15 protein-coding genes are annotated in these 23,561 nt (G+C 49.6%); 9 read left to right on the top strand and 6 right to left on the bottom strand.

Annotated features, from left to right (window positions below):
• Positions 1 to 139: 139 nt before the first annotated feature.
• From ACYVJG_RS08220 to ACYVJG_RS08205, 4 genes are all read right to left on the bottom strand, one after another.
• The gene (locus tag ACYVJG_RS08220; RefSeq protein ID WP_460430631.1) at positions 140 to 1,513 is read right to left on the bottom strand and encodes an HlyD family type I secretion periplasmic adaptor subunit; all 1,374 of its coding nucleotides are present in this window, start codon (positions 1,511 to 1,513) and stop codon (positions 140 to 142) included.
• Positions 1,514 to 1,562: 49 nt separating this feature from the next.
• The gene (locus ACYVJG_RS08215) at positions 1,563 to 3,752 is read right to left on the bottom strand and encodes a peptidase domain-containing ABC transporter (RefSeq protein ID WP_460430630.1); all 2,190 of its coding nucleotides are present in this window, start codon (positions 3,750 to 3,752) and stop codon (positions 1,563 to 1,565) included.
• Positions 3,749 to 5,527, bottom strand: a complete 1,779-nt coding sequence (locus ACYVJG_RS08210) for a peptidase domain-containing ABC transporter (protein ID WP_460430629.1) — start codon at positions 5,525 to 5,527, stop codon at positions 3,749 to 3,751. The genes ACYVJG_RS08215 and ACYVJG_RS08210 overlap by 4 nt, the downstream gene beginning before the upstream one ends.
• Before the next feature lie 110 nt (positions 5,528 to 5,637).
• Positions 5,638 to 6,570 (bottom strand): glycosyltransferase family 2 protein, encoded by a 933-nt coding sequence (locus tag ACYVJG_RS08205; protein ID WP_460430628.1) that lies wholly within the window; start codon positions 6,568 to 6,570, stop codon positions 5,638 to 5,640.
• A gap of 62 nt (positions 6,571 to 6,632) precedes the next feature.
• Between ACYVJG_RS08205 and rfbB the strand changes: the two genes are divergently transcribed.
• From rfbB to rfbA, 3 genes are read left to right on the top strand one after another with little or no spacing between them, the layout of a single operon-like run.
• Positions 6,633 to 7,697 (top strand): dTDP-glucose 4,6-dehydratase, encoded by a 1,065-nt coding sequence (gene rfbB, locus ACYVJG_RS08200; protein ID WP_460430627.1) that lies wholly within the window; start codon positions 6,633 to 6,635, stop codon positions 7,695 to 7,697.
• On the top strand, positions 7,687 to 8,592 hold the full coding sequence (gene rfbD / locus ACYVJG_RS08195) for a dTDP-4-dehydrorhamnose reductase (RefSeq protein WP_460430626.1): 906 nt from the start codon (positions 7,687 to 7,689) through the stop codon (positions 8,590 to 8,592). Before rfbB ends, rfbD begins: the two co-directional genes overlap by 11 nt.
• Positions 8,593 to 8,609: 17 nt before the next feature.
• The gene (gene rfbA / locus ACYVJG_RS08190) at positions 8,610 to 9,482 is read left to right on the top strand and encodes a glucose-1-phosphate thymidylyltransferase RfbA (RefSeq protein WP_460430625.1); all 873 of its coding nucleotides are present in this window, start codon (positions 8,610 to 8,612) and stop codon (positions 9,480 to 9,482) included.
• Between the two features lie 91 nt (positions 9,483 to 9,573).
• Here rfbA and ACYVJG_RS08185 read toward each other — a convergent pair whose 3' ends face one another.
• Positions 9,574 to 11,355 (bottom strand): M10 family metallopeptidase, encoded by a 1,782-nt coding sequence (locus ACYVJG_RS08185; RefSeq protein WP_460430624.1) that lies wholly within the window; start codon positions 11,353 to 11,355, stop codon positions 9,574 to 9,576.
• Between the two features lie 465 nt (positions 11,356 to 11,820).
• Here ACYVJG_RS08185 and ACYVJG_RS08180 point away from each other — a divergent pair, with 465 nt between their 5' ends.
• The 6 genes from ACYVJG_RS08180 to ACYVJG_RS08155 all read left to right on the top strand — a co-directional run bounded on the left by ACYVJG_RS08180 (position 11,821) and on the right by ACYVJG_RS08155 (position 23,070).
• Positions 11,821 to 15,711: a beta strand repeat-containing protein gene (locus ACYVJG_RS08180; RefSeq protein WP_460430623.1), complete on the top strand. Its 3,891-nt coding sequence runs from the start codon at positions 11,821 to 11,823 to the stop codon at positions 15,709 to 15,711.
• A gap of 98 nt (positions 15,712 to 15,809) precedes the next feature.
• A complete protein-coding gene (locus ACYVJG_RS08175) occupies positions 15,810 to 19,709 on the top strand; it encodes a beta strand repeat-containing protein (RefSeq protein WP_460430622.1) in 3,900 nt (1,299 codons plus the stop codon).
• Between the two features lie 183 nt (positions 19,710 to 19,892).
• Positions 19,893 to 21,428 carry a methyltransferase regulatory domain-containing protein gene (locus tag ACYVJG_RS08170; RefSeq protein ID WP_460430621.1) on the top strand — a complete coding sequence of 512 codons (1,536 nt, stop codon included), beginning with the start codon at positions 19,893 to 19,895 and terminating at the stop codon, positions 21,426 to 21,428.
• Between the two features lie 72 nt (positions 21,429 to 21,500).
• Positions 21,501 to 22,031 (top strand): hypothetical protein, encoded by a 531-nt coding sequence (locus ACYVJG_RS08165; RefSeq protein WP_460430620.1) that lies wholly within the window; start codon positions 21,501 to 21,503, stop codon positions 22,029 to 22,031.
• A 360-nt stretch (positions 22,032 to 22,391) separates the two neighbouring features.
• Complete coding sequence (locus ACYVJG_RS08160; protein WP_460430619.1) at positions 22,392 to 22,757, top strand: type II toxin-antitoxin system RelE/ParE family toxin; 366 nt, start codon at positions 22,392 to 22,394, stop codon at positions 22,755 to 22,757.
• Positions 22,750 to 23,070, top strand: coding sequence for an XRE family transcriptional regulator (locus tag ACYVJG_RS08155; RefSeq protein ID WP_460430618.1), 321 nt, complete (start codon positions 22,750 to 22,752; stop codon positions 23,068 to 23,070). The genes ACYVJG_RS08160 and ACYVJG_RS08155 overlap by 8 nt, the downstream gene beginning before the upstream one ends.
• A gap of 224 nt (positions 23,071 to 23,294) precedes the next feature.
• On the opposite strand, the gene ACYVJG_RS08150 is transcribed toward ACYVJG_RS08155, so the two are convergent.
• A complete protein-coding gene (locus ACYVJG_RS08150; protein ID WP_460430617.1) occupies positions 23,295 to 23,552 on the bottom strand; it encodes a DUF2442 domain-containing protein in 258 nt (85 codons plus the stop codon).
• Positions 23,553 to 23,561: the final 9 nt, after the last annotated feature.

Raw genomic sequence — 23,561 nt, 5'->3', positions numbered from 1 at the left:
GTCACGCTGTGGGCACAGCCAGTATTAGGGCAACAGCAGTAACCAGTTCAGAAAACATTCTATGCCTCGCTTAAGCTGAAAGCTAATCATAAAATCTGATACCCGGTTATCAGGTTTATCTATGTTTCTTCCTAGTGCGTTAACGTTCAGAAAAAGCCTGTTGTGCAATCAATTGCACAGGGCGGAACAGATATTGCAACAGAGTTTTTGAGCCGGTTGTGACATCGGCCTGCACGGTCATACCTGGCGCAATGGTATGGGCAGGATCGACCCCCACATAGGTTTTTTCCAGCTTGACCTGAATTTTGAAGTACGGGTTGTTACGTTCATCCATAAAGCTGCCCGGCAAAATATGTGACACCTTGCCCTCAATACCACCAAACCGCGAGAAATCATAAGAGCTGACTTTAATCGTCACGGGATCATTCACACTAATTGCGCCAATATCACGTGGTTGAATCCGTGCTGTCACATACAAATTGCTGTCAGTTGGCATGATTTGCATGATTTCCGCACCGGGGGCAATCACACCCCCGACGGTATCAATCATCACCGTTTTCACAATCCCCGACACTGGCGACACAATTTCTGAGCGGTCAACACGATCCTGCTGTTTGTTTTTCACTTCCAACAACTGTGCCAACTCCACCGTGGTGGCGTTGATTTGTGCTAACAACTCGCGGCGGCGGTCGGCTTCCATCTCAGCCAAACGCTCTTGTGCCTCGGAGCGACCCAATTGGGCACGGTGAATTTCATTATTCAGGCGGTTGAGGTCGGTACGGGTGTCGTTTAATCGCCGCTCGGCATCTAACGATTGCAAACGCGGGGCATAGCCTTGTTCACTCAGCGAACGACGGGAATCGTATTCCTGACTGAGTAATTGCCGTGAGCGTTCAAGGTCACGGACTTGTTGTGACAAGGTACGCACCTCGGCATCGCGTTGTCGATATTGTTCTTCCAACACATCACGTTGTTGTGCCCGCGCATTGACTTGACCTTCCCACAGGCCGTACTGCGCTTCTTTCATCAGCTCGGGCGCATCAGGAATTTGTGAAAAATCCGGTTTACGTCCATCCAGCACCGCCTGCATTCGTTCTAAATCCAAACGCAAACCCAACTCGCGCATCCGTGTTTGTTCACGGTCGGCCTCAACAGATTTTTTTTGTAAACGGGCCAATGTTTGCCCTTTTTTCACAACTTCACCGGGCTGGACTTTGATTTCTTCCAAAATCCCCCCTTCTAGGTGTTGGATACGCTGCATTGATAAATGTGACATCACCTCACCAGGAGCATGGGTGACTTCATCCATTTCTGCCACGGATGCCCAAGCAACAAAAATCAACACCAAGGCAAACGCAACGAAGATAGTTTTTAACACTGCCGCAGGGGCAATGATTTCTTCTAATAACAGCGAATGTGCTAACAAACGTTGTTGCTTAAACGTCGCTCGTCGACGTTCAAAGCCGGACATTAAACCGTCCCAACGCTTACCTAGCCAAGAAAATAGAGCCATTGTTGCCATCCATCACAAGCAAAAGGTTAATCAACAAGTCGGCAGTGGATTACAAGAACCCCGGAGGCAACTTCGGTAATACCAATTCTGGTTTATCGTTCAACACCAATTGACCGGCTTGTAATACCAGCAAACGGTCAGCAGAACGCATGTGGGCTGGGCGGTGGGTGACCATAAACACCGTGGTTTTACCGCGTAGCTCATCCAGCGTTTGCATCAGTGTGGTTTCGCGCTCCGAGTCCAAACTGTCAATCGCCTCGTCAAACAGCAAAATGCCGGGTTTGCGCAGATACGCCGAGGCAATGGCTAAACCCGCATGTAGCACGGCTGGTAACTGTGCCGAGCGTTGATCACCTACACGATGGTGATAGCCTTCGGGTAGTTGTTCGATCAGCTCGTGTACCCCTGCTTTGCGAGCCGCCTCTTGTAGATCAGACATTGAGGCGGTGGGGTCGGCAAGGCGTAAGTTTTGCGCGATGGTGCCGTAGAACAGCGAAAAATCCTGTGGCACATAGCCGATGGCTTTGCGTAAATTGATCGGGTCGCGTTGCCGCAAATCGATATCGTCAATGCGAATGGTCCCCGCCTGAGGTTGGTAAATCCCCAAAATGGTTTTGAGCAAGGTTGATTTCCCTGCCCCGTTCGGGCCAATCACCGCGATACGCTCACCCGGTTTAATATCAAAACTGACCCCCAATAACACCGGATCAAGGTCGTTGGCGTAACGCATACTGACCCGTGAGAAAGCGACACGGCCTTGTAACTGTGGCACCGTATTGCCATCGTTGCGGTCGGGTTGTTCTTCAATCCGCGCTTGCATAAGTTGGTTGACTTGGCGGGTACCCGTACGAATCTGCTCCAATCGATTCAGAATGGTGAAACCAGATTGTAACGGTGTCAGCACGCGCCAAGTGAGGGTCATAATGGCGATTAAGGCCCCTACCGTTACTGTGCCATTCATAATCCCCAGTGCACCCATGCCAATGGTAATCACCCCCGCCGTGACCATAATGCCGTAGCCTAAGGTGCTGATGATGGCATTTAACAAGGCAGACTTATAACCTGCCATCGCGGCTGCGCCCGACAATTCGCGGTAGCGATTCAGCCACACGTCGGTGATACTCAACGTCCGCAAGGCGCGCATTTTGGTGATGGTTTCAATGGCAAACTCTTGCCGTTGTGAGGTCAATTTGCTGGATAACGCGGTGTTGCGGCTAATCATCGGTGCCATCAACAGCGCAATCAGCACATACAGCACGGCAGCAATCAAGGGCACGACGGCCAACCAACCACCAAGCAAAGCCAGCGTGATGATGAAGATGATCGAGAACGGCAAATCCAACATCGTCATGGCGGTATGGCCAGAAAAGGTATCGCGCACAAACTCGGCATTCCGCAGGCGCATAATCTGCGCCCCCAACTTACTACGTTCAGTGGCCAATAACGGTAGCTTCATCATTTGGTTCATCATCGAACCACTGACCAATAAATTCAGCCGCACCCCGATATGTGCCAGCATGTGGCCGCGCCGTTCACGCAACCACACTTCGGCACACACGGCCAAAATTGCCCCCGACAGCAGAGCCAGTAGGGAAAGGTACGATTTCGACGGAATAATTCGGTCGTAAATCGTCATGGTGAACAGCGGTGGCACAATCGCCAGCATGTAAATAAAGAAGGTGTAAATGGCCACCTGTGCTAACACCGGACGGAAACGCGCCAAGACCAAAGACAACCATTGACCACTGGCAGCCGCATCAGCTAATTCTTGGTGGTTTTCACGGGAGGAAAAGAAATACACCATTCCACCATACCGGCGTGGGTCGATGTCAATTTCTCGCCCTTGTGCCACATCATGGACACGCCATAGACCGGGGAGGGTCGTTTTTCCAGATAATAAAACGAACACCTCACCGTTGATGCCCTCAAATAAACAGGGCAATAAACGATGGTCAACATCAGCTAAACGATTGACTTCAAGGCGGGTACTGACATAACCCAGCAGCGCCATCACATTACAGAGGCGATCAAATGTCAGCCGATCGGCAAAGTGAGGTAAGGCCTCGGCGACAGCACGGGCTTCGCCTTGCCAACCGAGGGCATCAAGCAAAACAGGCAAGCTCAGGGCAACTTCATCGACCTTGCCCAATTGATCCAAGGCAGTACGAATTGCATCGTGGCGCGCTTGGATTTCATGCTCCTTAGACGGAGGCAGGGTTAAAACAACGGAAGACGTCATGGTGTGGTTTGCTTAACTGGTGCGGCGGCAGCCGCAGGTGCATTAGGCAATGGGGGTAAGGTGAAAGGATGCAGCCGTCCCCCTTTGAGTTCAAATGTGCGATCGGCGACGCGCAAGAGTGAAGGACGTAATGACACCATAATGAGCGTGACATGGCCTTTTAGCTCAATCATCAGGTCACGCACCATCGCATCACCCGTCCCATCCAGCGCGGTATTGGCTGCATCAAACAGCAAAATTTTTGGGCGATCAACCAATGCCCGCGCTACCGCAATGCGCTGTACCACCCCGTTGGGTAATACCATCGATGATCCGGGGCCAATACGGGTTTGATAGCCCTTGGCGAATCGACTCACCACCGCATCTAATCCGACCCGTTTAGCTAATTGCAGTGCAAATTCTTTGTGCTCTTTATCGCGGAAGAGGGTGATGTTTTCTAAAATTGTTCCTTCAAACACCACAGCGCGTTGTGGCAAAAAGGCAATCCGACCGCGCAAATCAATGGGGGAAAATTGTTCTGGGCACACACCATCTACGAATACCTTACCTGTACTTGGTGTTAACAAACCATACATCAGCGCCAACAGCGTGGTTTTTCCTTCCCCCGCCTCGCCACGAATGCCGATGGCTTCACCCGCATGCACTTGTAAGTTGACTTCCTGCACAATCCACGGCTCTTTTTCACCAAAGCGGAAACTCAGATTTTCTACGCTCAGTTGGCCGCTCGGTGCGGGAATTTCTTCATTCTCTTGTGTTGTTTGGTGTGCATAGGCAACAGGTAACTCAAAAGTATGTCCTGCTTTTTCACGGTAGATATGAGAACGTTGTAACTGGACCCACATCCCCATTGCCCGTTGTAACGGCTGTAAACCACGGTTGGTCAACAGGCTACAGGCAGCCAAGGTACCGATACTGATTGAGCCATTCATCACGCCAATACTGCCACCTGCAGCGACGAGAATCATGGACGATGTGCTAAAGGCTGCAGATACAGTGGAAGCACGTACACTGAGTAAGCTTGACTGGTAGTCATACATACAGTTGGTTTCTGACAGGCGTTCGTAGCGCCGCATCATAATATCTTCCAACCCTTGAGCCTTAATGGCTGATAAACCCGATAGCAGTTCCAAGATAAAGTTGTAGCGGCGTTCTTGTGCAAGCGCGCTGTCTTCTAATGTTTTACGCAACAGACGGCGTTGAATTAACGCTGCCAATAAGACCAAACTAAACAATCCGACTGGAATTAAAGCCAGCCAACCGGCAAGGTAGATAATCATGCCAACAAAGATCAACACAAACGGCAAATCGGCCAACACCACAGCGACCTGACCAGAGAAAAAATCTTTCAGAGAACCAATACTCTGTAAGTTTTCGAGATGACTACCAGCGCCGGTTTTTTCAAACGCTCGCATATCCGAGTTAAGCAAGTGTTCTGTTGCGCTACATGAGAGCACATGTTCGTACTTGGCACCGGTCCATGCGGTCAGTGCCGAACGCGCTAATGTCAGAATGCTTTCAGCAATTAAGGCCGCTCCCACACCCAAGGCCAGCATCAACAAAGTCCCTGTTGATTGGTTTGGAATAATGCGGTCATACAGTTGCAAAATCGCTAACGGTAGGGCTAAAGACAAGATATTGAGCGACAGCGAAGCGAGGAGAGTGTGTCTATTCTCTCGCAGCAAAAAGCGCACCGCGATTCGATCTGCCAATAACAGGTGAATTGCAGTGTTTTTTATGCTTTTGTTTTGTTCGGTATCGAATTTTTTTTGGCTCATACCAAATGAATTTTTCAAAAAGAAAACAATATTGGCCAACAGATTGTTGGCCTTGCGGCCATTATGACACAGCTGATTAGACTATATGGTCAAAATGGTAGTTTGACTGACTACCAGAATCGTCGGTGCATTGACAATCTTTGACACAGCGATCGAGGAAGACGTTGATAAGATTGTCCAAGGCGGTAGCCAATATATTTCAACACCGTTCGCGCAGCAGCTTCAGGCAGCCGCCATGCCTGATGTTGCCACAAATACGCCCACTCCGAACGCACAAAACGTGCCCCCTCGCCCTCGGCAGCACCAAACTCACGTTTTAGCCATGCCGCTTGTTGGTGGAAAACACCAATATCAAAATAGCGGCTCATTTCTTGCCATAGGGAGTAGTCATGGGAATGGAATACCTGTGCTTCAGCACAGTAGGCAATGTCGTGTCCTGCCAACACCAAACGGCCGCCAACCCACGCATCTTCTCCCAAAATAATTTGGGCTGGAAAGCCGCCAATCTCTCGCAACGCGCTTTGTCGATAGGCAGCAAAACTGTTCGACATGAAGCTGGCCTTAATCCCTTGCTGTGGAATGCTGGCGCGGCTTTGCCGGCGGCTGGTGGCAGGGTAGTTAAATAAACGGGCATGTGCTCCCAAAACGCCTGCCCCAGGGCGGGGTAATTGTCGCCCATAGGCCGCACCTACGCTTGGGTCGTTGAAAGTTTGCCGCAAGTGCCATAAAGCCTCTGGGTCGGCAAACCACGCATCTTGTGTCAGATACACCACAAAGGGATAGCGTTGTAAATAATCAGCCCCTTGTTGGCGCGTTGCACCATGATTGAAATCGCGGCTGTCAATGTGTTGCACAGTAAAGCCTGCCGCGCGTGCTGCCTCGGCGGTGCCATCGTGTGAGCCAGAATCGATGACCAACACTTCGGCTGGGCGATAACGCAAGCGCTGATAATGGTCGATCCATTGCAGCCAATCTTGCCCTCCCTGATAGGTTGGTACCATTACAACAACATCAGACAAGGTAGTAGGTGCAGACAAAGACATGTTCAAATCGCTGATTAGGCAAGGGCTTGTGAGTATAATCGTTGTTTTTTATCAGTTGAGGATTGCACGTGATTCTGGTGACAGGTGGTGCGGGCTTTATTGGCAGTAATTTTGTCTTAAATTGGTTAGCCAACCAGCAAGAACCGGTGGTGGTATTGGACAAACTGACCTACGCCGGCAATCCAGATAATTTGGCCCACTATCAAAACGACCCACGTTTACAGCTTGTGGTGGGAGATATCGGTGATCGAACATTGGTGGATGCGCTGTTATCACAACATCAACCCCGTGCTGTGCTGAACTTTGCGGCGGAATCGCATGTGGATCGCTCTATTCACGGCCCAGCCGATTTTATTCAAACCAATATTGTCAGCACCTTTTCCCTACTGGAGAGCGTGCGCGGCTATTGGCAAACGCTAGCAGAACCTACTCGTCAGGCTTTCCGCTTTTTGCATGTTTCGACGGATGAAGTCTATGGTTCTTTAACTGATGTTGCCCCCGCTTTCACCGAACAACATCGTTACGAACCGAATAGTCCCTATTCTGCCAGTAAAGCCGCCAGCGACCACCTCGTTCGCGCTTGGCATCACACTTACGGCCTGCCAGTTTTGACCACAAATTGTTCTAACAACTATGGCCCGTATCATTTTCCTGAAAAACTGATTCCGTTGATGATTTTAAATGCCCTCAACGGCAAAGCGTTGCCAGTGTATGGTGATGGTAAAAATGTGCGTGATTGGTTGTATGTAGTCGATCATTGCCGCGCCATTGAACGGGTATTGGCGGCTGGGCAAGTGGGTGAGACATATAATGTCGGCGGTTGTAACGAAAAAACCAATCTGGAAGTGGTACATACCCTGTGTGACATCTTAGATGAGCTGCAACCTCGAGCCGATGGTGCGAGCTATCGTGAGCAAATTCGCTTTGTGCAAGATCGCCCGGGGCACGACCGCCGCTATGCCATTGATGCCAGCAAAATCATCGATCAACTGGGTTGGAAACCACAAGAAAGCTTTGAAACCGGCATTCGTAAAACCGTGGAATGGTACTTATCCCATCCGGAATGGGTGGAAAAAGTGCAAAGCGGTGCCTACCGTGAGTGGTTAGGGAAACAGTATGCCGAATAATTTTCCTCGTATTGTATTGTTGGGCGCTCATGGTCAAGTGGGGCATGAATTACAACGCGCTCTCGCCTGTGTTGGTGAGTTACACAGCCTGACACGGGCGCAGCTGGATATCTGTGACAGTGTGGCACTGCGGCAAACGCTGAGGGATCTGGCGCCTGATATCGTCGTTAATGCTACCGCATGGACTGCCGTTGATAAGGCAGAAAGTGAAGTTGATGCTGCTTTTGCGGTCAATGCCACTGCGCCGCAGGTGATGGCAGAAACTTGCGCTGCCTTGGGTGCGGTGTTGGTGCATTATTCAACCGATTATGTATTTGATGGACAACACAGTGCGCCCTATCGCGAAAGCGATAGCCCCGCCCCACAATCTGTCTATGGCCGTAGCAAATTGGCGGGTGAACAAGCCATTTTGGCCTCGGGGGCAAAAGCCCTGATTTTCCGTACCAGTTGGGTGTATGGCGATTTTGGCGGCAATTTTGTTCGCACGATTTTACGTCTTGCTCGTGAACGCAAAACCTTATCCGTGGTGGCTGATCAAATTGGTGCGCCCACGGCGGCTTCGTTGATTGCAGATGTCACAGCGGCTGTGCTGCGCCAACTGTGGCAATGTCCTGAGCAAGCCGCATGGGGCGTATTCCATCTGACGGCCAGCGGTGCGGTATCGTGGCATGCTTTTGCCTGTGAAATTGTTCGATTAGCACAACAACAAGGGGCCAGCTTGGCATTGGATGCCGCAGCGATTGCGGCAATTCCAAGCAGCGAATATCCGGTGCCGGCCCCACGCCCAGCAAACAGCCGCCTCGACTGCCAACGGCTACAACAACACTATGGTATCTATCTGCCTTCGTGGTCACATGCTTTGCCGGCGGTTGTTCACTCACTTCTGCGACAATAACGATTTTGGAAACCACCATGACAACTCGCAAAGGGATTATTTTGGCCGGTGGCTCTGGCACACGGCTCTATCCCGCTACTATTGCTGTTTCAAAACAGCTGCTACCGATTTACGACAAGCCAATGATTTACTATCCGCTGACCACCTTAATGTTGGCGGGGATTCGTGAGATTTTGATTATCTCCACACCACAAGACACACCACGTTTCCAACAACTCTTAGGCGATGGCAGTCAATGGGGGATTCAGCTGCAATACGCAGTGCAGCCAAGCCCTGATGGTTTGGCACAAGCGTTTATTATTGGTGAATCTTTTATTGGCCAAGACAGCTGTGCCTTGGTGTTGGGCGATAATATTTTTTATGGCCATGATTTCACTGGGCTGTTGACCTCGGCAGCCAAGCAAGAACAGGGCGCGACAGTTTTTGCTTATTTGGTCAACGACCCTGAGCGTTATGGTGTGGTGGAGTTTGATGCCGCTGGCCACGCCATCAGTATCGAAGAAAAACCCAAGCAACCTAAATCACGCTATGCCGTGACCGGTTTGTACTTCTACGATAACCGTGTTGTTGATATTGCAAAATCGATTCGCCCTTCAGCACGTGGTGAGTTAGAAATTACCGATGTGAATGCAGTGTATTTGCAAGAAAAACAGCTAGATGTACAAGTGATGGGGCGTGGCTATGCTTGGTTAGACACTGGCACGCATGAGTCGATGTTAGAAGCAAGCCAATTTATTGCCACAATCGAACACCGCCAAGGCCTGAAAGTCGCCTGTCCAGAAGAAATTGCTTGGCGCAGTGGTTGGATTGATGACGCTCAACTGGCTACCCTAGCCGCACCTTTAGCAAAAAATGGCTACGGTCAATATCTACAACGCTTGCTCAGCTAGGGCCAAAAAAAGTTTCGTAGGGTGGGCACGTTTCTGTGCCCACCACATCTCATGGTGCGCCACCCCAAAGGGGTGACGGCACCACACCCACTTAAACAGTGAAAATCTCACCGTTCCCGTAGCGAATTTGTTCAACACCAATTAACTCGGCGGCAAAACCACTGCCGACCAATAAGAAATTACCATTATCAAGTTTGCCGGTTTGCACATCGGCTTTCAGCACATCAAGGTAAACCGTATCGGTACCGCTACCGCCATTGACAGTATCAAAGCCGCCACGACCCAGATAAATTGCATCATCACCACTACCGGTGGTGATGGTGTTGTTGACAGCGTTGTCTTTCACCGTGTCGTTACCGGCACCGGTTTTGACGTTCTCGATAATCGTGCCATAAGTAATCACTAGGTTGTTTTCACCCGTGTAGAGCTTTGAGGCATAGTCTGGTGTGGCATATACGCTATCAACCCAGCTGTCCATACCATTTAAACCCATCGACTGGTAATAGGCTTTGGTAACCGCTGCTTGCATGGCAATGGTTTGAATGTCGATCGAGGCTAATTGACCCGCACGCATGTCGATGATGGATTGACCGGTGGCGGTACTGGCATCAATCGTATCGTTACCACCGGCATCCCAAATGGTAAGGGTCTTTTTATTGACAGCATCAACGCTGTAGGTGTTATCACCGGTGGCATAGTTGGTGTTAGCGCCGTACATCGCTTGTAAAGCAGCGACATCAAGCAAAGTAAAATCGGCAGGTGCTGCATTGTAATCGGCAGCCACATTGGCACTATTACCTGATGCAGTGAATTTCAACACTAAGCTTTTGCTCGGTGTATACGACATAATTGAATTGGCCCAGTTGTCTAAGCTCTTGCTGAGGGTATAGGTTCCCTCAAAGGGGTGTTCTAAACCCATGGCATGACCCAACTCGTGCCAAACGGTCATGTAACCTTGGTCGCCTGCTGCAAATTTGTATTGTGAGCGCATTTCCGAGTCGAGGAAGACATCACCCTCCACTGCTGTGATACCGCCGTTGGTTGGCATATAGGCAAACCCTGCGGTATCTCCAGGGATATAAATAACATTAAAACGAATGTCTCCGCTGTTGCCGCTGGCTTCGGTAAAGGTCAGGGGCGTGAGTTGGCCTAGTCGATCAATTGCTGCCCGAGCTACGTTGGTTTCGGTTGTATTCAGTTTTTGCCATTGGTTGATCTGGCTTTTTAAATCATTGTCAGTCAGATATTCGCTCGGCAAGGTTTGGTTAAAGCCATAGGTGAGGGCTTGTTTTTGCCAGAGGTAAGAACTCGCCACGGTTCGTACCAAACTATCGTTAGCACTTGGCAAGGTGTCGATATTGTTATCGGTGTAGCTTTTGGTTTGGGCCGTGGAAAACAAGCTGGAAGGTGCAGAGCCACCCGTTGTGTCTCCCTCTGGCGTTGTTACTAATGTTGTTCCTCCAGAGTCATTGACAGTCACTGTTTTACCGTTGAGGATAGCGGCCCCAACGGGAACTGATGTTCCTAAACTTTGCGTGACAAACTGTGTAAAATTTTGTTTGCTGCCACCGATAGCGGAAAGGGAATCTCCCCCTGTCTGAAACGTAAAGCTAGACGCACCTAAAATGGTAATCTCTGCCCCATTTGTCAATTTTAACAGTAAGGTGTCCGAGGCAACCTTACTGGCTGAGATGACCAACCCACCTACCAAATGTAAAACGTTACTTCCTTGAGCATCACTGATTTGAATTTTTTGGTTCGTTGACAAAGTGGAAAGTGTCAGGATGTAACGATCATCCCCTCCACCGGCGCCAACTGTCTGAGCATCATTTTGCTGCAGTACATTTATATCGTTTTTTGATGTGAAAGGCATTTTTTCTCCGCTTGTGCTGAAAGTCATGGAATATGGAATTATGCAAGATGCCGTCTTTATAGACAGCGTGGGTTGGGTTGCTGATGTTTGGCAGCCCAACATTCCCATAATAACAATAAAACAAACAGCGATTGCTACGGCTCCGTCACCCCAAAGGAACGACACACGATGAGTTTCTGTCGCAAATCCCCCACTCTTTTTAGATGATTCAATGTTAATGTTTGTGTTTTTCCCATTCCGTGCGCTACCATGCCACGCTAATTTTGTGCCGGCTATTGTGTAACGATCTGTACGCAACCGCACAAATTTCAATTTCGTGTGACGTGCATCACATCGATTTTGAACAAGGTCGGTATACTGCCGATTCCAGGGATTTTAAGTTTTAGGGTACGTACCCCTTTAGCGACACATCCCGAACCTTCCCGAATGTTCGGGGTGTTTCTCAACCTAGCTAGGAGCTTTTTCATGGCTGTATCTGCTGATCACGTTTTATATTTGGCCGCTGGCCTGTTTGGCATGGCACCTTCCCGCGCCATCACTAACGACCTGACCACTCGCGCTAACGTCAACACATTGGCTGCTGAGTTGGGCAACACCCAATTCACCAAAGATTTCTACCCAGTGTTCAACGATGCTAAAGCCGCTAAATTGGCTGACGTGCTGTTGGGTAACGCTGTTTCCGCAGAAACCAAAACTGCTGCAGTTGGCGCCCTGAAAGGCATGTTAGATGCCAACGGCGGCAACGTCGGCTCCGCTGCACTGAGCGCAGTTCAATTCTTGGTGAGCACCAGCGACACCAACTTTGCTGCTGCTAAAACCCAATTGCAAAACCGCGTTGAAGTGGCAACTGCCTACGTCAACAGCAAAAACCCAACAGCTAACTTGCAGTTGACCAACGTCACTCAAGAAGCAGCAACCAAAACTGCTGCTATCGCTGCGATCGATGCACCTGCTTCCAAATCGTTCAACCTGACCACTGGTTTGGACAACCTGATTGGTACCGAAGCAAACGATACCTTCACTGCAGACTTCAACGGCAACAACAACACCTTCGAATCGGGTGATGCAGTTGACGGCGGCGCCGGTACCGACACCCTGTCCTTGAACTTGGGCAATGCTTCCAACTTCGCGATCAACGCAACCACCAAGAGCGTTGAAAACGTTGTAATCCGTGCTCAATCCGTTGATGCAAACGGTAGCTCCGGTGACAACAACATCGTGACCAACCAAGTGACTGTTGATGCTGATCGCATGAATGGCGTGAACTACTGGGAAAACAGCAACAGCCGTGCTGACCTGGTGGTTGAAGACGTTCGCATTCTGCCAACACAAATTACCAAAGACATCACCATCGCTATGGTCGAAACCGACCCAGGCCATGTTGACTTCGGCTTCTACTTCGACCAGTACTCGCTGCGCGCTCAGAAAAACAGCTCCAGCCAACTGACCATCGAATTGGCTGATACCCGTAGCTTGGCTGCTGGTGGCGCTGCCCTGAAAGACAACCCATACTGGGGCTTCAAGTTCCTGTTGGGTGGCGTTGAGCAGACTGTTACTTCCGACGCAATCGACGCAGCACAAACCTACGCTGAGTTGCTGACTGCTGTGAACGCAGCCTTGGCTGCAAACCCAGCTTTGGCTGGCGTGACTGCCGCTTTGGGTACCCCAATCACCCGTACTGACACCATCTCCGGTCAAGCAGTACAAGTGACCCCGCTGATTCTGTCCAACAGTGGCGCAGCTGCACTGAGCACCGTTGCTTCTGGCGATGCATGGTTGGCGAAAAACGGCGTGCCTGCTAGCTCCGGTCTGCACACATTCATGACTACTGCTTCTGCTGTGAGCACCGACAAAGTGACCAGCAAAGTGATCTTGGACGATGTGGGTCGTGGTTCTACTGGTGGCGATCTGGTGATCGGTGGCTTGTCTGTGGGCGATACCTCCACTTCCTTGGGCGTTGAACGCTTCGAAATCGAAGTTCGCGACAACAGCAAACTGCAAACCATCAACTCGACTAACAACACCCTGCAAGAAGTTGTTATCAAGAACGGCGTGACCAGCAGCAGCAGCTTTGCTTACGTTGGTACTGAAAAAGACAAAGGCAACCTGACCGTTAACGGCAACGTCGCTGCTTCTTTGGGTAACAGCAATGTTGACAACAACGTTGCTCCAGGTAGCGTATCGGCTGGTACCGGCACAGCCTACGGCACTGGCATCGACACTGCATTGCCAGGTAGCGCACTGCAACACAATGCTTACGGTTTCTCCGATGTTCGTTTGATCGACGGTTCCGCAATGGGCGGCAACTTGGCATTCACTGCTGAAGTGACTGCACGTTCGATCGCTAAGTACATGAACTTGGTTGATACCCAAAACAATCCAGTTGAAACCAACACCCAAGGCAATGGCCTGAACGGTTTTGGTACTGGTTCTATCGCTAACTTCCAATACCTCGGTGGTTCCGGTAACGACACCATGGTGGTTGATGTTGACGGTCAAGTCACTGGCAGCCGCAGCCTGATGGTTGCTGGTCGTGAAGACTTCACCTTCAAACTGGATGGTGGCGCAGGTGATGATTCCATCACTCTGAAACTGGCTAACAACGACATCGTGAATGGTGTTCGTAACAACCCAGGTAACAACCAAAACTGGTACAACAACCAAGACCTGAACAACAACATCACTATCGATGGTGGTGCTGGTAACGACACCATCCGCACCCCAGGTGCTGGTGATGTGGTGATCAACGGTGGTGACGGTAACGATACCATCTACACCGACAACACCGGTTTCCAAACCGTGAACACCTCTGGTGCAACGGGTTACAACAACGGTGTGGCAACAGCTGTAGTTGCTAAGACCTCCAACGTTAATGGCGTTTGGGTGTTCAACACATTGGATCAAACCAATGCTGCAGTGGTGACTGATGCGTTCGAGCGTAACATCAACGATCTGCGTTCCGACACCAACGAAACTTACAACTTCTACAACAGCAAAGTGGTTGTGACTTTCAAAGGTATCCCAAGCGCAACGATCGTTGTTCCTGGTACCGGTTACAAAACCACCGACCTCGAACTGAACCAAGCGATCAAAAAAGCCATCAACCTCGACCCAGTGTTGAGCAAATTGTTGGTTGCTGAAGACGGCCCAGCTAACACCTTGGTTGTGAAGTCGCTGATCGACGGTGTGATGACCAATGCCGACCTCGGCGTTGCTGTGACTCCATTGACCCTGAACGAAGTGACTGCATTGTCGGCAACTGAGTTGGCTGCTGTGGGTGCTGCTTATGGCCTGACTGCTGCAAACATCACTGCTGCTAGCGTCCACGCTGCAATGACCACTGCTTACAACGCCTACACCACCAACGGTGACTATGTGACCCAGTTGGCTAACGATGGTGCAGTTGTGATCACTGGTAACAACAGCTTGTCCACCAGCGACAACACCATCACCGGCGGCGCTGGTGACGATGTGATCGTGTTGGGCACCACTGCTGGTACTGATGCAACAACCACTTTCGACGACAGCAACGAAGTGTTGGTGTACAACGCTGCCTTCGGTAAAGACACTGTGGTGAACTTCACTGCTGCTGGTGCTGGCTTCGATGCATTCGACTTCTCTGCCTTCGGCGTGAAAGCCACTGGCGGCGTGACCAACGCAGTGAGCAACATTGATGGTTCCGTGACTATCGCTGCTGACATCGCTGTTCCAACCAACTCCACGCTGATTGCTGAAATCAAGAAACTGTACGTGGGTCTGGATGATGCAACCACCGCTGGTGCTTCGAAACACATCTATGTGTCTTACGATGCACACAATGTCGGTAAAGTGTTCCAAGTGGTTGACGGCGCAGCCGCAAACGACTTGACCGTGACCGAGTTGGGTTCGATCGACTTGGCCGCAACAGCATGGAGCACCTTGACAACACTGAACTTCACCACTGCTAGCGCAGCGAAGTTGAACGGTGGTCAGCCTGCTGGTGGTACTGGCGGCGGCGGGACACCTGTTGGTGGTGTGATCAACGTTGTCGCTGCTGGTGTTGCCGGTACTGCTGCTGCTGATACCTTTGCGATCAACGTTGCTAGTGCTCTGGCTGATACTGCTGGCACTAACTTCCAGCCAACCATCACTGGTTTTGCGACCGGCGATAAATTGAGCATTGACTTACCAACTGCAAACGCTGCAATCACAAACTTGGCACAGTTGAATGGCCAACAAAATGTTGCCGTTCAAGTGGATCCGTTTGCTAACAAAACTGTGATTAACTTTGGTAACGATGCAAACGGTGGTGAGGTTGTGACCGTGACTTTGGCTGGTGTTGTTGATCCAGCAACCGTAGCTGTTGAAATTGTTTAATTAAGCGGTTCCCTCACACCCCTTTTGGATGTGAGGGAGTAATCAACGTGTTTGCTAAAAGCATCACGTTGAAAAATCCCTAAAGGAGCTTTATAAAGATGGCTTTTACGACTGGTAACGACATCAACATCCTGCAAGGTTCTGACCTGACAAACGTAAGTGCAGGCGCAGGTAACGATCGCTATGTGTTGACTGCTGCAACACTGAATCCAAATCAGAAAATCACAATTACTGATACCCAAGGTACTAACACCCTGCAACTGGTTGGTGGCTTGGCAATCACAAGTGCAAAAGTGTCGAATGATGCTTTGTTGTTGAAACTGAACAACGGTGCAGAAATCACTGTTTTGGGTGCTGCTTCCTTCCAATTCCAAACTGGTGGTGATTCACTGGCTGGTACGGGTGGCTCGATTCAAAGCTATGCTGATTTTGTCAAATTATCGTTGGGTGTAGCTGCTGGCGTGCCTGCAGCAGGTGCTAATCCTGTCGATGTAGGTGCACTGACTGTCAATCCAAATGGTGGTGCAACTGCTGGTAACACCGGTGGTGTGACACCTACTGGTTTTGCTTTGACTGCAAGTGCAGACAACTATACCGGTACAACTGGTAATGATGTGGTGAGTGGTACAATTTCTGCCACGGCAACCTCTACCACCTTTAACAGCACAGACAACATTCTGGATGTTAGCACCACCGATACAGATACTTTCACCTTGACAACAGAGGTTGATGTAACTGCAGCTAACTCGGGTTTAGTGCGTAACTTTGAAACTGTTAACGTCAACTTTGACGCGACAACAGCAACGGGCGGCACATCAGCGACAGCTCTTGACTTCGCTGCAACAAATTTCTCGAATGTTAAAACCTTTAACTTCGACGTGATTCGTGCTACTTCTGCTGTGAACGCACTAGATGTTACCGCCCAAGGTAGCAATAATGCCAAAGTTGTTGCAAGCGATGATTTCAACTCGGTAGCTGTGGCGGGTACTGCAAGCAACAACATGACTGTTGAAGCAAAAGCAGCGGGTTCTGCAGGTGCAGCAACAACAGTAACAGTAACTGGTGCTTTAGCTGATGTTACTGTGGTAGGCGCAGGTTTCCTGAACGCTACTTCAAATGCCAGTACTGGATTGTTGACTGCAACCGCAGCTAAAAATCTGACCTTGTCAGGTACTGCTGCTCAAATCATCAATGCCACTTCTACCGCTGGTAATGTGACCATCTCTGATGCCGCCGCTTCTGTTAATACTACGGTTAAGGCTGCTGGTGATGTGTCCATCTCCAAATTGGATGCAGCTGGCAAACTGAACGTGACTGCTGGCGGGACTATCAATTTGGCAGGTACAACTAATGCTGGTACTGACTTAGATATAACAAGTGCAGTGTTATCTGGCGTTGGCGCTTCTACAATTGGTGATGCCGATGCACTAACCTCCTTGACTATCTCGGGCAATGGTGGTGCAGCAACTTATACAATGGCTGCAAGTGGTTCTGCCGCACTGACCGATGTGATTGTTAATGGTGACCAAAACGTTACTCTGACAGTCGATGCATCTTCCATTGAGGCAGGGACTTCTTCTGCATTGAATGTTGTTGATTCTGGTGCAGGTACTTTCACCTTGGAATTAGCAACTGCTGCTGGTACTGTTAACTTGGTTGACAGCACCAACTTGGTCGATAAATTGCTGGTGAATGTTGATAACACCGGTAAAACGTTGACTGTGAAGTCTGGTCAGGCTGTAACTTATAAAGCTGACCAAAGTGGTGGTACTCTGGCTGTTGGGACAGCAGCAAGTGCAGCAACCAATAATGTTACATTGAAGTTAGATGATGAAGTGCGTGATGCAAATGCTGCTGACATTGTTGGATTAACTATTACCCAAGCAAAAACCGTCACCATCGACGCTTCCGTCGACGCAACTGCAGGTGGTGCTGCCGTAGCACACAATATCAATGGTTTGACTGCTTCAGCAGCCAATTCGAATGTAGCTATCAAGGGTGGTGCAAACAACCTGACTTTGGGTGGCACTTCAACAGTTGGTACTGGTACTGTTACCGTTACAGGTTCTGGCTCTGTAACAGCGAATGGCGCCTCGCTGACTGCTGCAACCCTTGACGCGTCTGCTGCCACTGGTGTGGTTACCGTGACGCCAACAGCTTTAGTTGTTGGTACTGTGAAAACAGGTAGCGCGAATGACGTCGTAACATTAACCAACCAGATTGATTCTACAGTACAAACTGGTGCTGGTAATGATACGTTGACCCTCGCTGGTGCTGATTACTCTAACAAAGTTGTCAATATTGATTTGGGTGATGGTACGCTGGACAAGCTGAAGTTTGTTGCTAACTCCAAACTGATCAAAGATGCTTCTGGGGTTATTTCTTTGGCTGGTGTTGAAACCATTGAGTTTGCAAATGGTGCAAACCAAGAAATTCAAGCAAATCTGCTGAATGAAAAAACCTACAACGTATTGTCAACTGCTGCAAGTAACACTAACACTGTAACAGTCAAAGTTGCCAGCTCTGATACCACCGTTGATCTGAGCAAGCTGGTTGGTTCAACTGCAACAGAAACCAGCGTTGCAGCAATGACCTTCACAACTGATGCAAGTGCAAACACCGCAGCAACTACAGTGAAAGGCCTCGCTAACGCTAAGAACAGCATTACAGGTTCTTCTGTTGGTGGTGATAACTTGGTGGGTGGTACCAAAGCAGATACCTTCAACTACGGTACTGCTGCCTTGCTGTTTAGCAATAATGCGCTGTTAGACACCATTAACGGTGGTGATGGTGATGATGCTATCAACTTTACTGCCACAGGTACTGCTATCACTGTTGCAGCGACCGATAGCTGGGCGAATGCAAGCAGCATTGAGAAAATCACTACTGCTGCCAACACTTCAGCAATTAGTCTGACCTTAGGTACAACAGCACAAACCGCTGGTATCAAGACCATTGATCTGTCTGGTGCGACTGGTAATAACGTTGTAAATGTGTCGGCATTCACTAATGCAGTAACTATTACAGGTGCTGCTGCCGCCGCGATCGATACCATTACTGGTGGTTCTGGTAACGATACTATCGTTTACAAATTGGTTGCTGATATTCACAACGGTGGAACTGCATTTGTCGATAGCGTTGTTGGTGGTGAAGGCACTGATACCCTGTTAGTAGGTACTACAGGTACTGCATTTACTTTAGCTAATGATGTTTCGTTTGCTCGTGTTTCGAGTGTAGAAACAATCAAAGCTGCAGCCAATACTGCTGCTGTAAGTATTTCTCCAGATGTTACTGCCTATGCAGCTGGTCTTCGCACTGTTGATGTGAGTGCAGGGACTGCTACAACAGGTAATGTTATCAATGCGAGCGAAATCACTGGTGGTGGCATGACCTTAATTGGTTCTGCTACTGGTGAGACAGTAATCACTGGTGGTTCCGGTAACGATACTTTGTCTGGTGGCTCAGCAAACGATACCTTCGTTGGTGGTGCTGGTAGTGACAGTATTTCGCTGGCCGCTGGTGGTACAGATACTGTTAAATTTGCGGGTAACTCTGGTGGTTACGATACCATTACTGGATTTACTGCAGGTGCAAGTTCAGTGACTGGTTACGATAAGATCAGCGTCAATGGCGTATTAACTGGTACTGATTTGGTAACAGCCCCTCCTATTGCGACCAATGACATCACATTAACTGCAAGCAAAATCAGTGCAATTAGCCTGATTCTGAGTGGATCAAGCCTTGATACAAGCACCGATGGCTCTGGTTTATTGTTAGCGCTAAAGGCGGTTAACGCTGACACAGCTGTAACATTAACAACATCTGCATCAGGGACGGGCTACTTAGTAGCGTATCAAAACTCCAACGCCTACATTTATTCTTATGACGCAGCTACCCTTGGAACAAACACCAATATTGAAGCTGGTGATATCGTTCTGATTGGTAAGCTTACCGGAGTTGGTGCTGGAGCGCTCGTAGCTGATAATTTTGTGGCATAACCTGCGTAAGCTCGGTAGGGTGGGCATGTTTCTGTGCCCACCAAATCGGTGAACGTTGGAATGCCGGTTATTTGGCAACCCAACAAAACCGACACCGGCAAACGGCAGAACATCGCCGTACGTAACACCGAACCGCTTCACCCTGAATTGGGTGAGGCGGTTTTTTTTAAGGAAAAACCTATCATGACAGACTGGACCGCCGGCTATGTGGCCGATATTGGCTACACCTACGGCTACTACACCGAACTGAACCCGCTGCGCGTCAAGATGGCGTTTCTCAACGCCGGTTTGGCCCTGCCTGAATTTGGTACCGCCTGCGAACTCGGCTTCGGCCAAGGTTTGAGCGCCAACATCCACGCTGCGGCATCGATCACCCAATGGCACGGCACAGACTTCAACCCCAGCCAAGCCGCTTTTGCCCAAGAGTTGGCCAAGGCCTCCGGCAGCGGCGCCCAATTACTCGACGATGCGTTTGCCGATTTTGCCCAGCGCCCAGACCTCCCCGAGTTTGACTATATTGGCGTCCACGGTATCTGGAGCTGGATCTCTGACGAAAACCGTACTGTCATGGTCGATTTTATCCGCCGTAAGTTGAAAGTCGGTGGTGTACTTTACATTAGCTATAACACGTTACCCGGCTGGGCCAGCTTCGCGCCGATGCGTCACTTAATGACACAACACGCTGAAATCCTTGGAGCCGAAGGCCGAGGGATTGTCAGCCGAATCGATGGCGCCATCGACTTTGCTGACCAACTCATGAAAACCAATCCTGCCTTCGCCCGTGCCAATCCGCTGGTCGCTGGTCGTCTGAATACCTTGAAGGGCCAAAACCGCCACTATCTAGCACATGAATACTTCAATCGTGACTGGCATCCGATGCACTTTGCAACGATGGCTGAGTGGCTAGAGCCAGCCAAGCTGCAGTTTGCCTGTTCGGCCAATTACCTTGACCATGTCGAAGCAATTAACCTTTCTACAGAACAATATGCCCTGCTCAAGGACATCCCCGACCCAATGTTCCGCCAGAGCGTGCGCGACTTTATGGTCAACCAGCAATTCCGCAAGGATTATTGGGTTAAGGGAGCACGTCAAATGAACAAGCTTGAACAGGCTGAAGCGCTGTGTGCCGTGCGTGTGCTACTGACTACCCCACGAGACCAAATATCGCTCAAGGTAATCGGTGCCTTAGGCGAAGCTGTAATGAACGAAAGCATATATGCTCCGATCCTCGACCAACTGGCCGATCATAAACCCAAGACACTCAATCAGCTTGAACAGGCTTTATCAGATCGGGGCATCCACATGTTCCAGCTGGCAGAAGCAGTGCTGCTGCTTAGCGGAGCGGGCCATCTTGTCGTCATTCAGGACGAAGACACCATCCGCAAAGCCCGTAAAACCTGCGATGCGCTTAATTCCCGTCTACTGTTGCTCGCCCGCAGCCGCAACGATATTGCCTACCTAGCCAGCCCAGTCACCGGTGGTGGAATTACGGTTAACCGCTTCGAACAACTCTTTTTACTCATTCGTCAGCAAGGCCACAAAACCCCCACCACTTGGGCACAGTTAGTTTGGCAGCTTCTCTCTGCGCAAGGCGAGTCACTGATCAAGGACGGCCAACTCCTACCGACTGCCGAAGAAAACCTTGCCGAACTGACTCGTCAAGCCAATGAATTTGCTGAGAAACGGCTGCCGATTTTGAAAGCATTGCAGATCGCCTGATACGGTCTTTTCAGGAAACCCTGCCCTGTGGGTAGGGTTTTCTCTTTGATCTGAATAAACCAAGGAAACACCATGCCAATCAATATCACCGATTCCCAATATCGTTCCTTTGTGCTGGGCCTGACCGGCGCGCTACCGTTATCACCCAACCAACTATTGTGGCTGGGTCATGGGAGCGGCTACTACGCAGATCCGTGGGTCATTGAAGCCGCTGTACGAGATACGCCCGTCCGGCTGTCCTTCAAGTTCAAGGACAATGAGCAATTAAGTTGCTGCATTAATCTCCGCCCTTACGCAGAACGCCTTGGAGAGACTCAACCCGAGGACGTTGCATTTGCTCAATGGGTGCATCAGCAATACGCTAAAGAAGTGAGAGCGAACACCCCTGCCGCCTATTTCAAACCTTTTGGGCATCCTCCCGACAGCAAGGAAGGCAAGACGGTGGACACCTTTTTTAAACTAGGCCCCGAGATGTGCCTGACGCATCTGGCTGAAGTGAAATCCTGTCCAGAGTTTGCACACCTTGGATCAGGCACTGTGGTGCAACTGACCTTGGTTGAGGCTGTGAGCCGGATTCTTCAGCGCTTACGCAAATCTGCATAAGGCCGGTAGGTAGTCTGATGTAGTGGACACGTCTCTGTGCCATCTCATCGGTGAACGTTGGAATACCGGCTATTCGGCAACCCAACAAAACCGACACCGGCAAACGGCAAAACACCGCCGTACGTAATACGAACCGCCTCGCCCTTGATTGGGTGGGGCGGTTTTTTTTCGGGGGTGTGATTGGTGATGGGTTTGGTGGGCGAAAAACTTGACCATCACAGGCACGGGGGCTTGCCCCTACATATCTCTAACAAATTGTATTTATTCAACTATCCAACAAATTCTCGTTCCTTATTTACCTTATTTTACTAATCAAACATTCCCTTGAAGGAATGTTCGATCAAAGGTATATTCATTTGTATGAACTGGGATATCGAATACACCGATGAATTCGGTCAATGGTGGGATACGCTCTCTGAACCCGAACAGGAATCACTAGCTGCCTCAGTGCATTTACTTGAGGAACGTGGACCAAATTTGGGTTTTCCTCATAGCAGCGGAATCAATGGATCGATGTATAACCATATGCGTGAGTTAAGGACACAACATGAAGGTCGCCCTTATCGCACGCTCTATGCGTTTGATCCACGTCGGAGTGCAATTTTATTAATTGGTGGAGATAAAACTGGGAATAACCGGTGGTATGAACTCCATATTCCCATTGCAGACCGACTCTATACCGAGCATTTAGAGCAACTTCGAAAGGAAGGGCTGATCAATGGCTAAAAAATTTGCTGATCTACGTGCGAAAATGTCACCCGAATCACGTTCTCGTGCAGAGGCCAAAGCACAAGCAATGTTGAATGAAATGCCTCTTAACGAATTACGTCAGGCCCGAGGCCTCTCGCAAAAAATGCTAGCTGAAGTGCTAAATGTCCAGCAGCCCTCAATCGCTAAGCTGGAGAAACGTACGGATATGTATATTTCTACGCTCCGTAGCCATATACAAGCAATGGGTGGAGAGCTTGAAGTTGTTGCGCGTTTTCCAGATGGTATGGTCAGAATCTCTAATTTTTCTGATTTAGGTCGTTTGACATAACCCGCGTAAGGTGGATTCGCCGCTAGCCCGAGCACATCTCTGTGCCCACCAAATCGGTAAACGGCAAAACACCGCCGTACGTAACACCGAACCGCCTCGCCCTGAATTGGGTGGGGCGGTTTTTTTTGGGCGTGATTGGTGATGGGTTTGGTGGGCGAAAAACTTGACCATCACAGGGCAGGCATAGAGGCTTGCCACTGTCCATGCTAAAGAATTTATATGGATTATACTGCTTTCGATGTCATCAAAGTTGACTTGTCATAGAGTGTTTCCGGTGCGATGTCGATTTCACCTGGCCAGACGACAGTGCCATAATCGATATGAGCAGCAAAGAAAGTATTGTTTTCTTTTAATCGGATAAAGGGTTTTTTATCAATAATAGAAGACATATCGAATAGTCGATGCTCTCCATTTTCGAACTCTAATTGCAGTAGATAACCTGGCATTGCTGTCACTTTGACAACGTCAATTAGTTCATCCATATCAAATCC

The sequence above is a fragment of the Aquaspirillum soli genome (assembly GCF_054781915.1).
The sequence above is the reverse complement of the archived record's forward strand: the minus strand, read 5'-3'. Positions and strand labels throughout refer to the sequence as shown.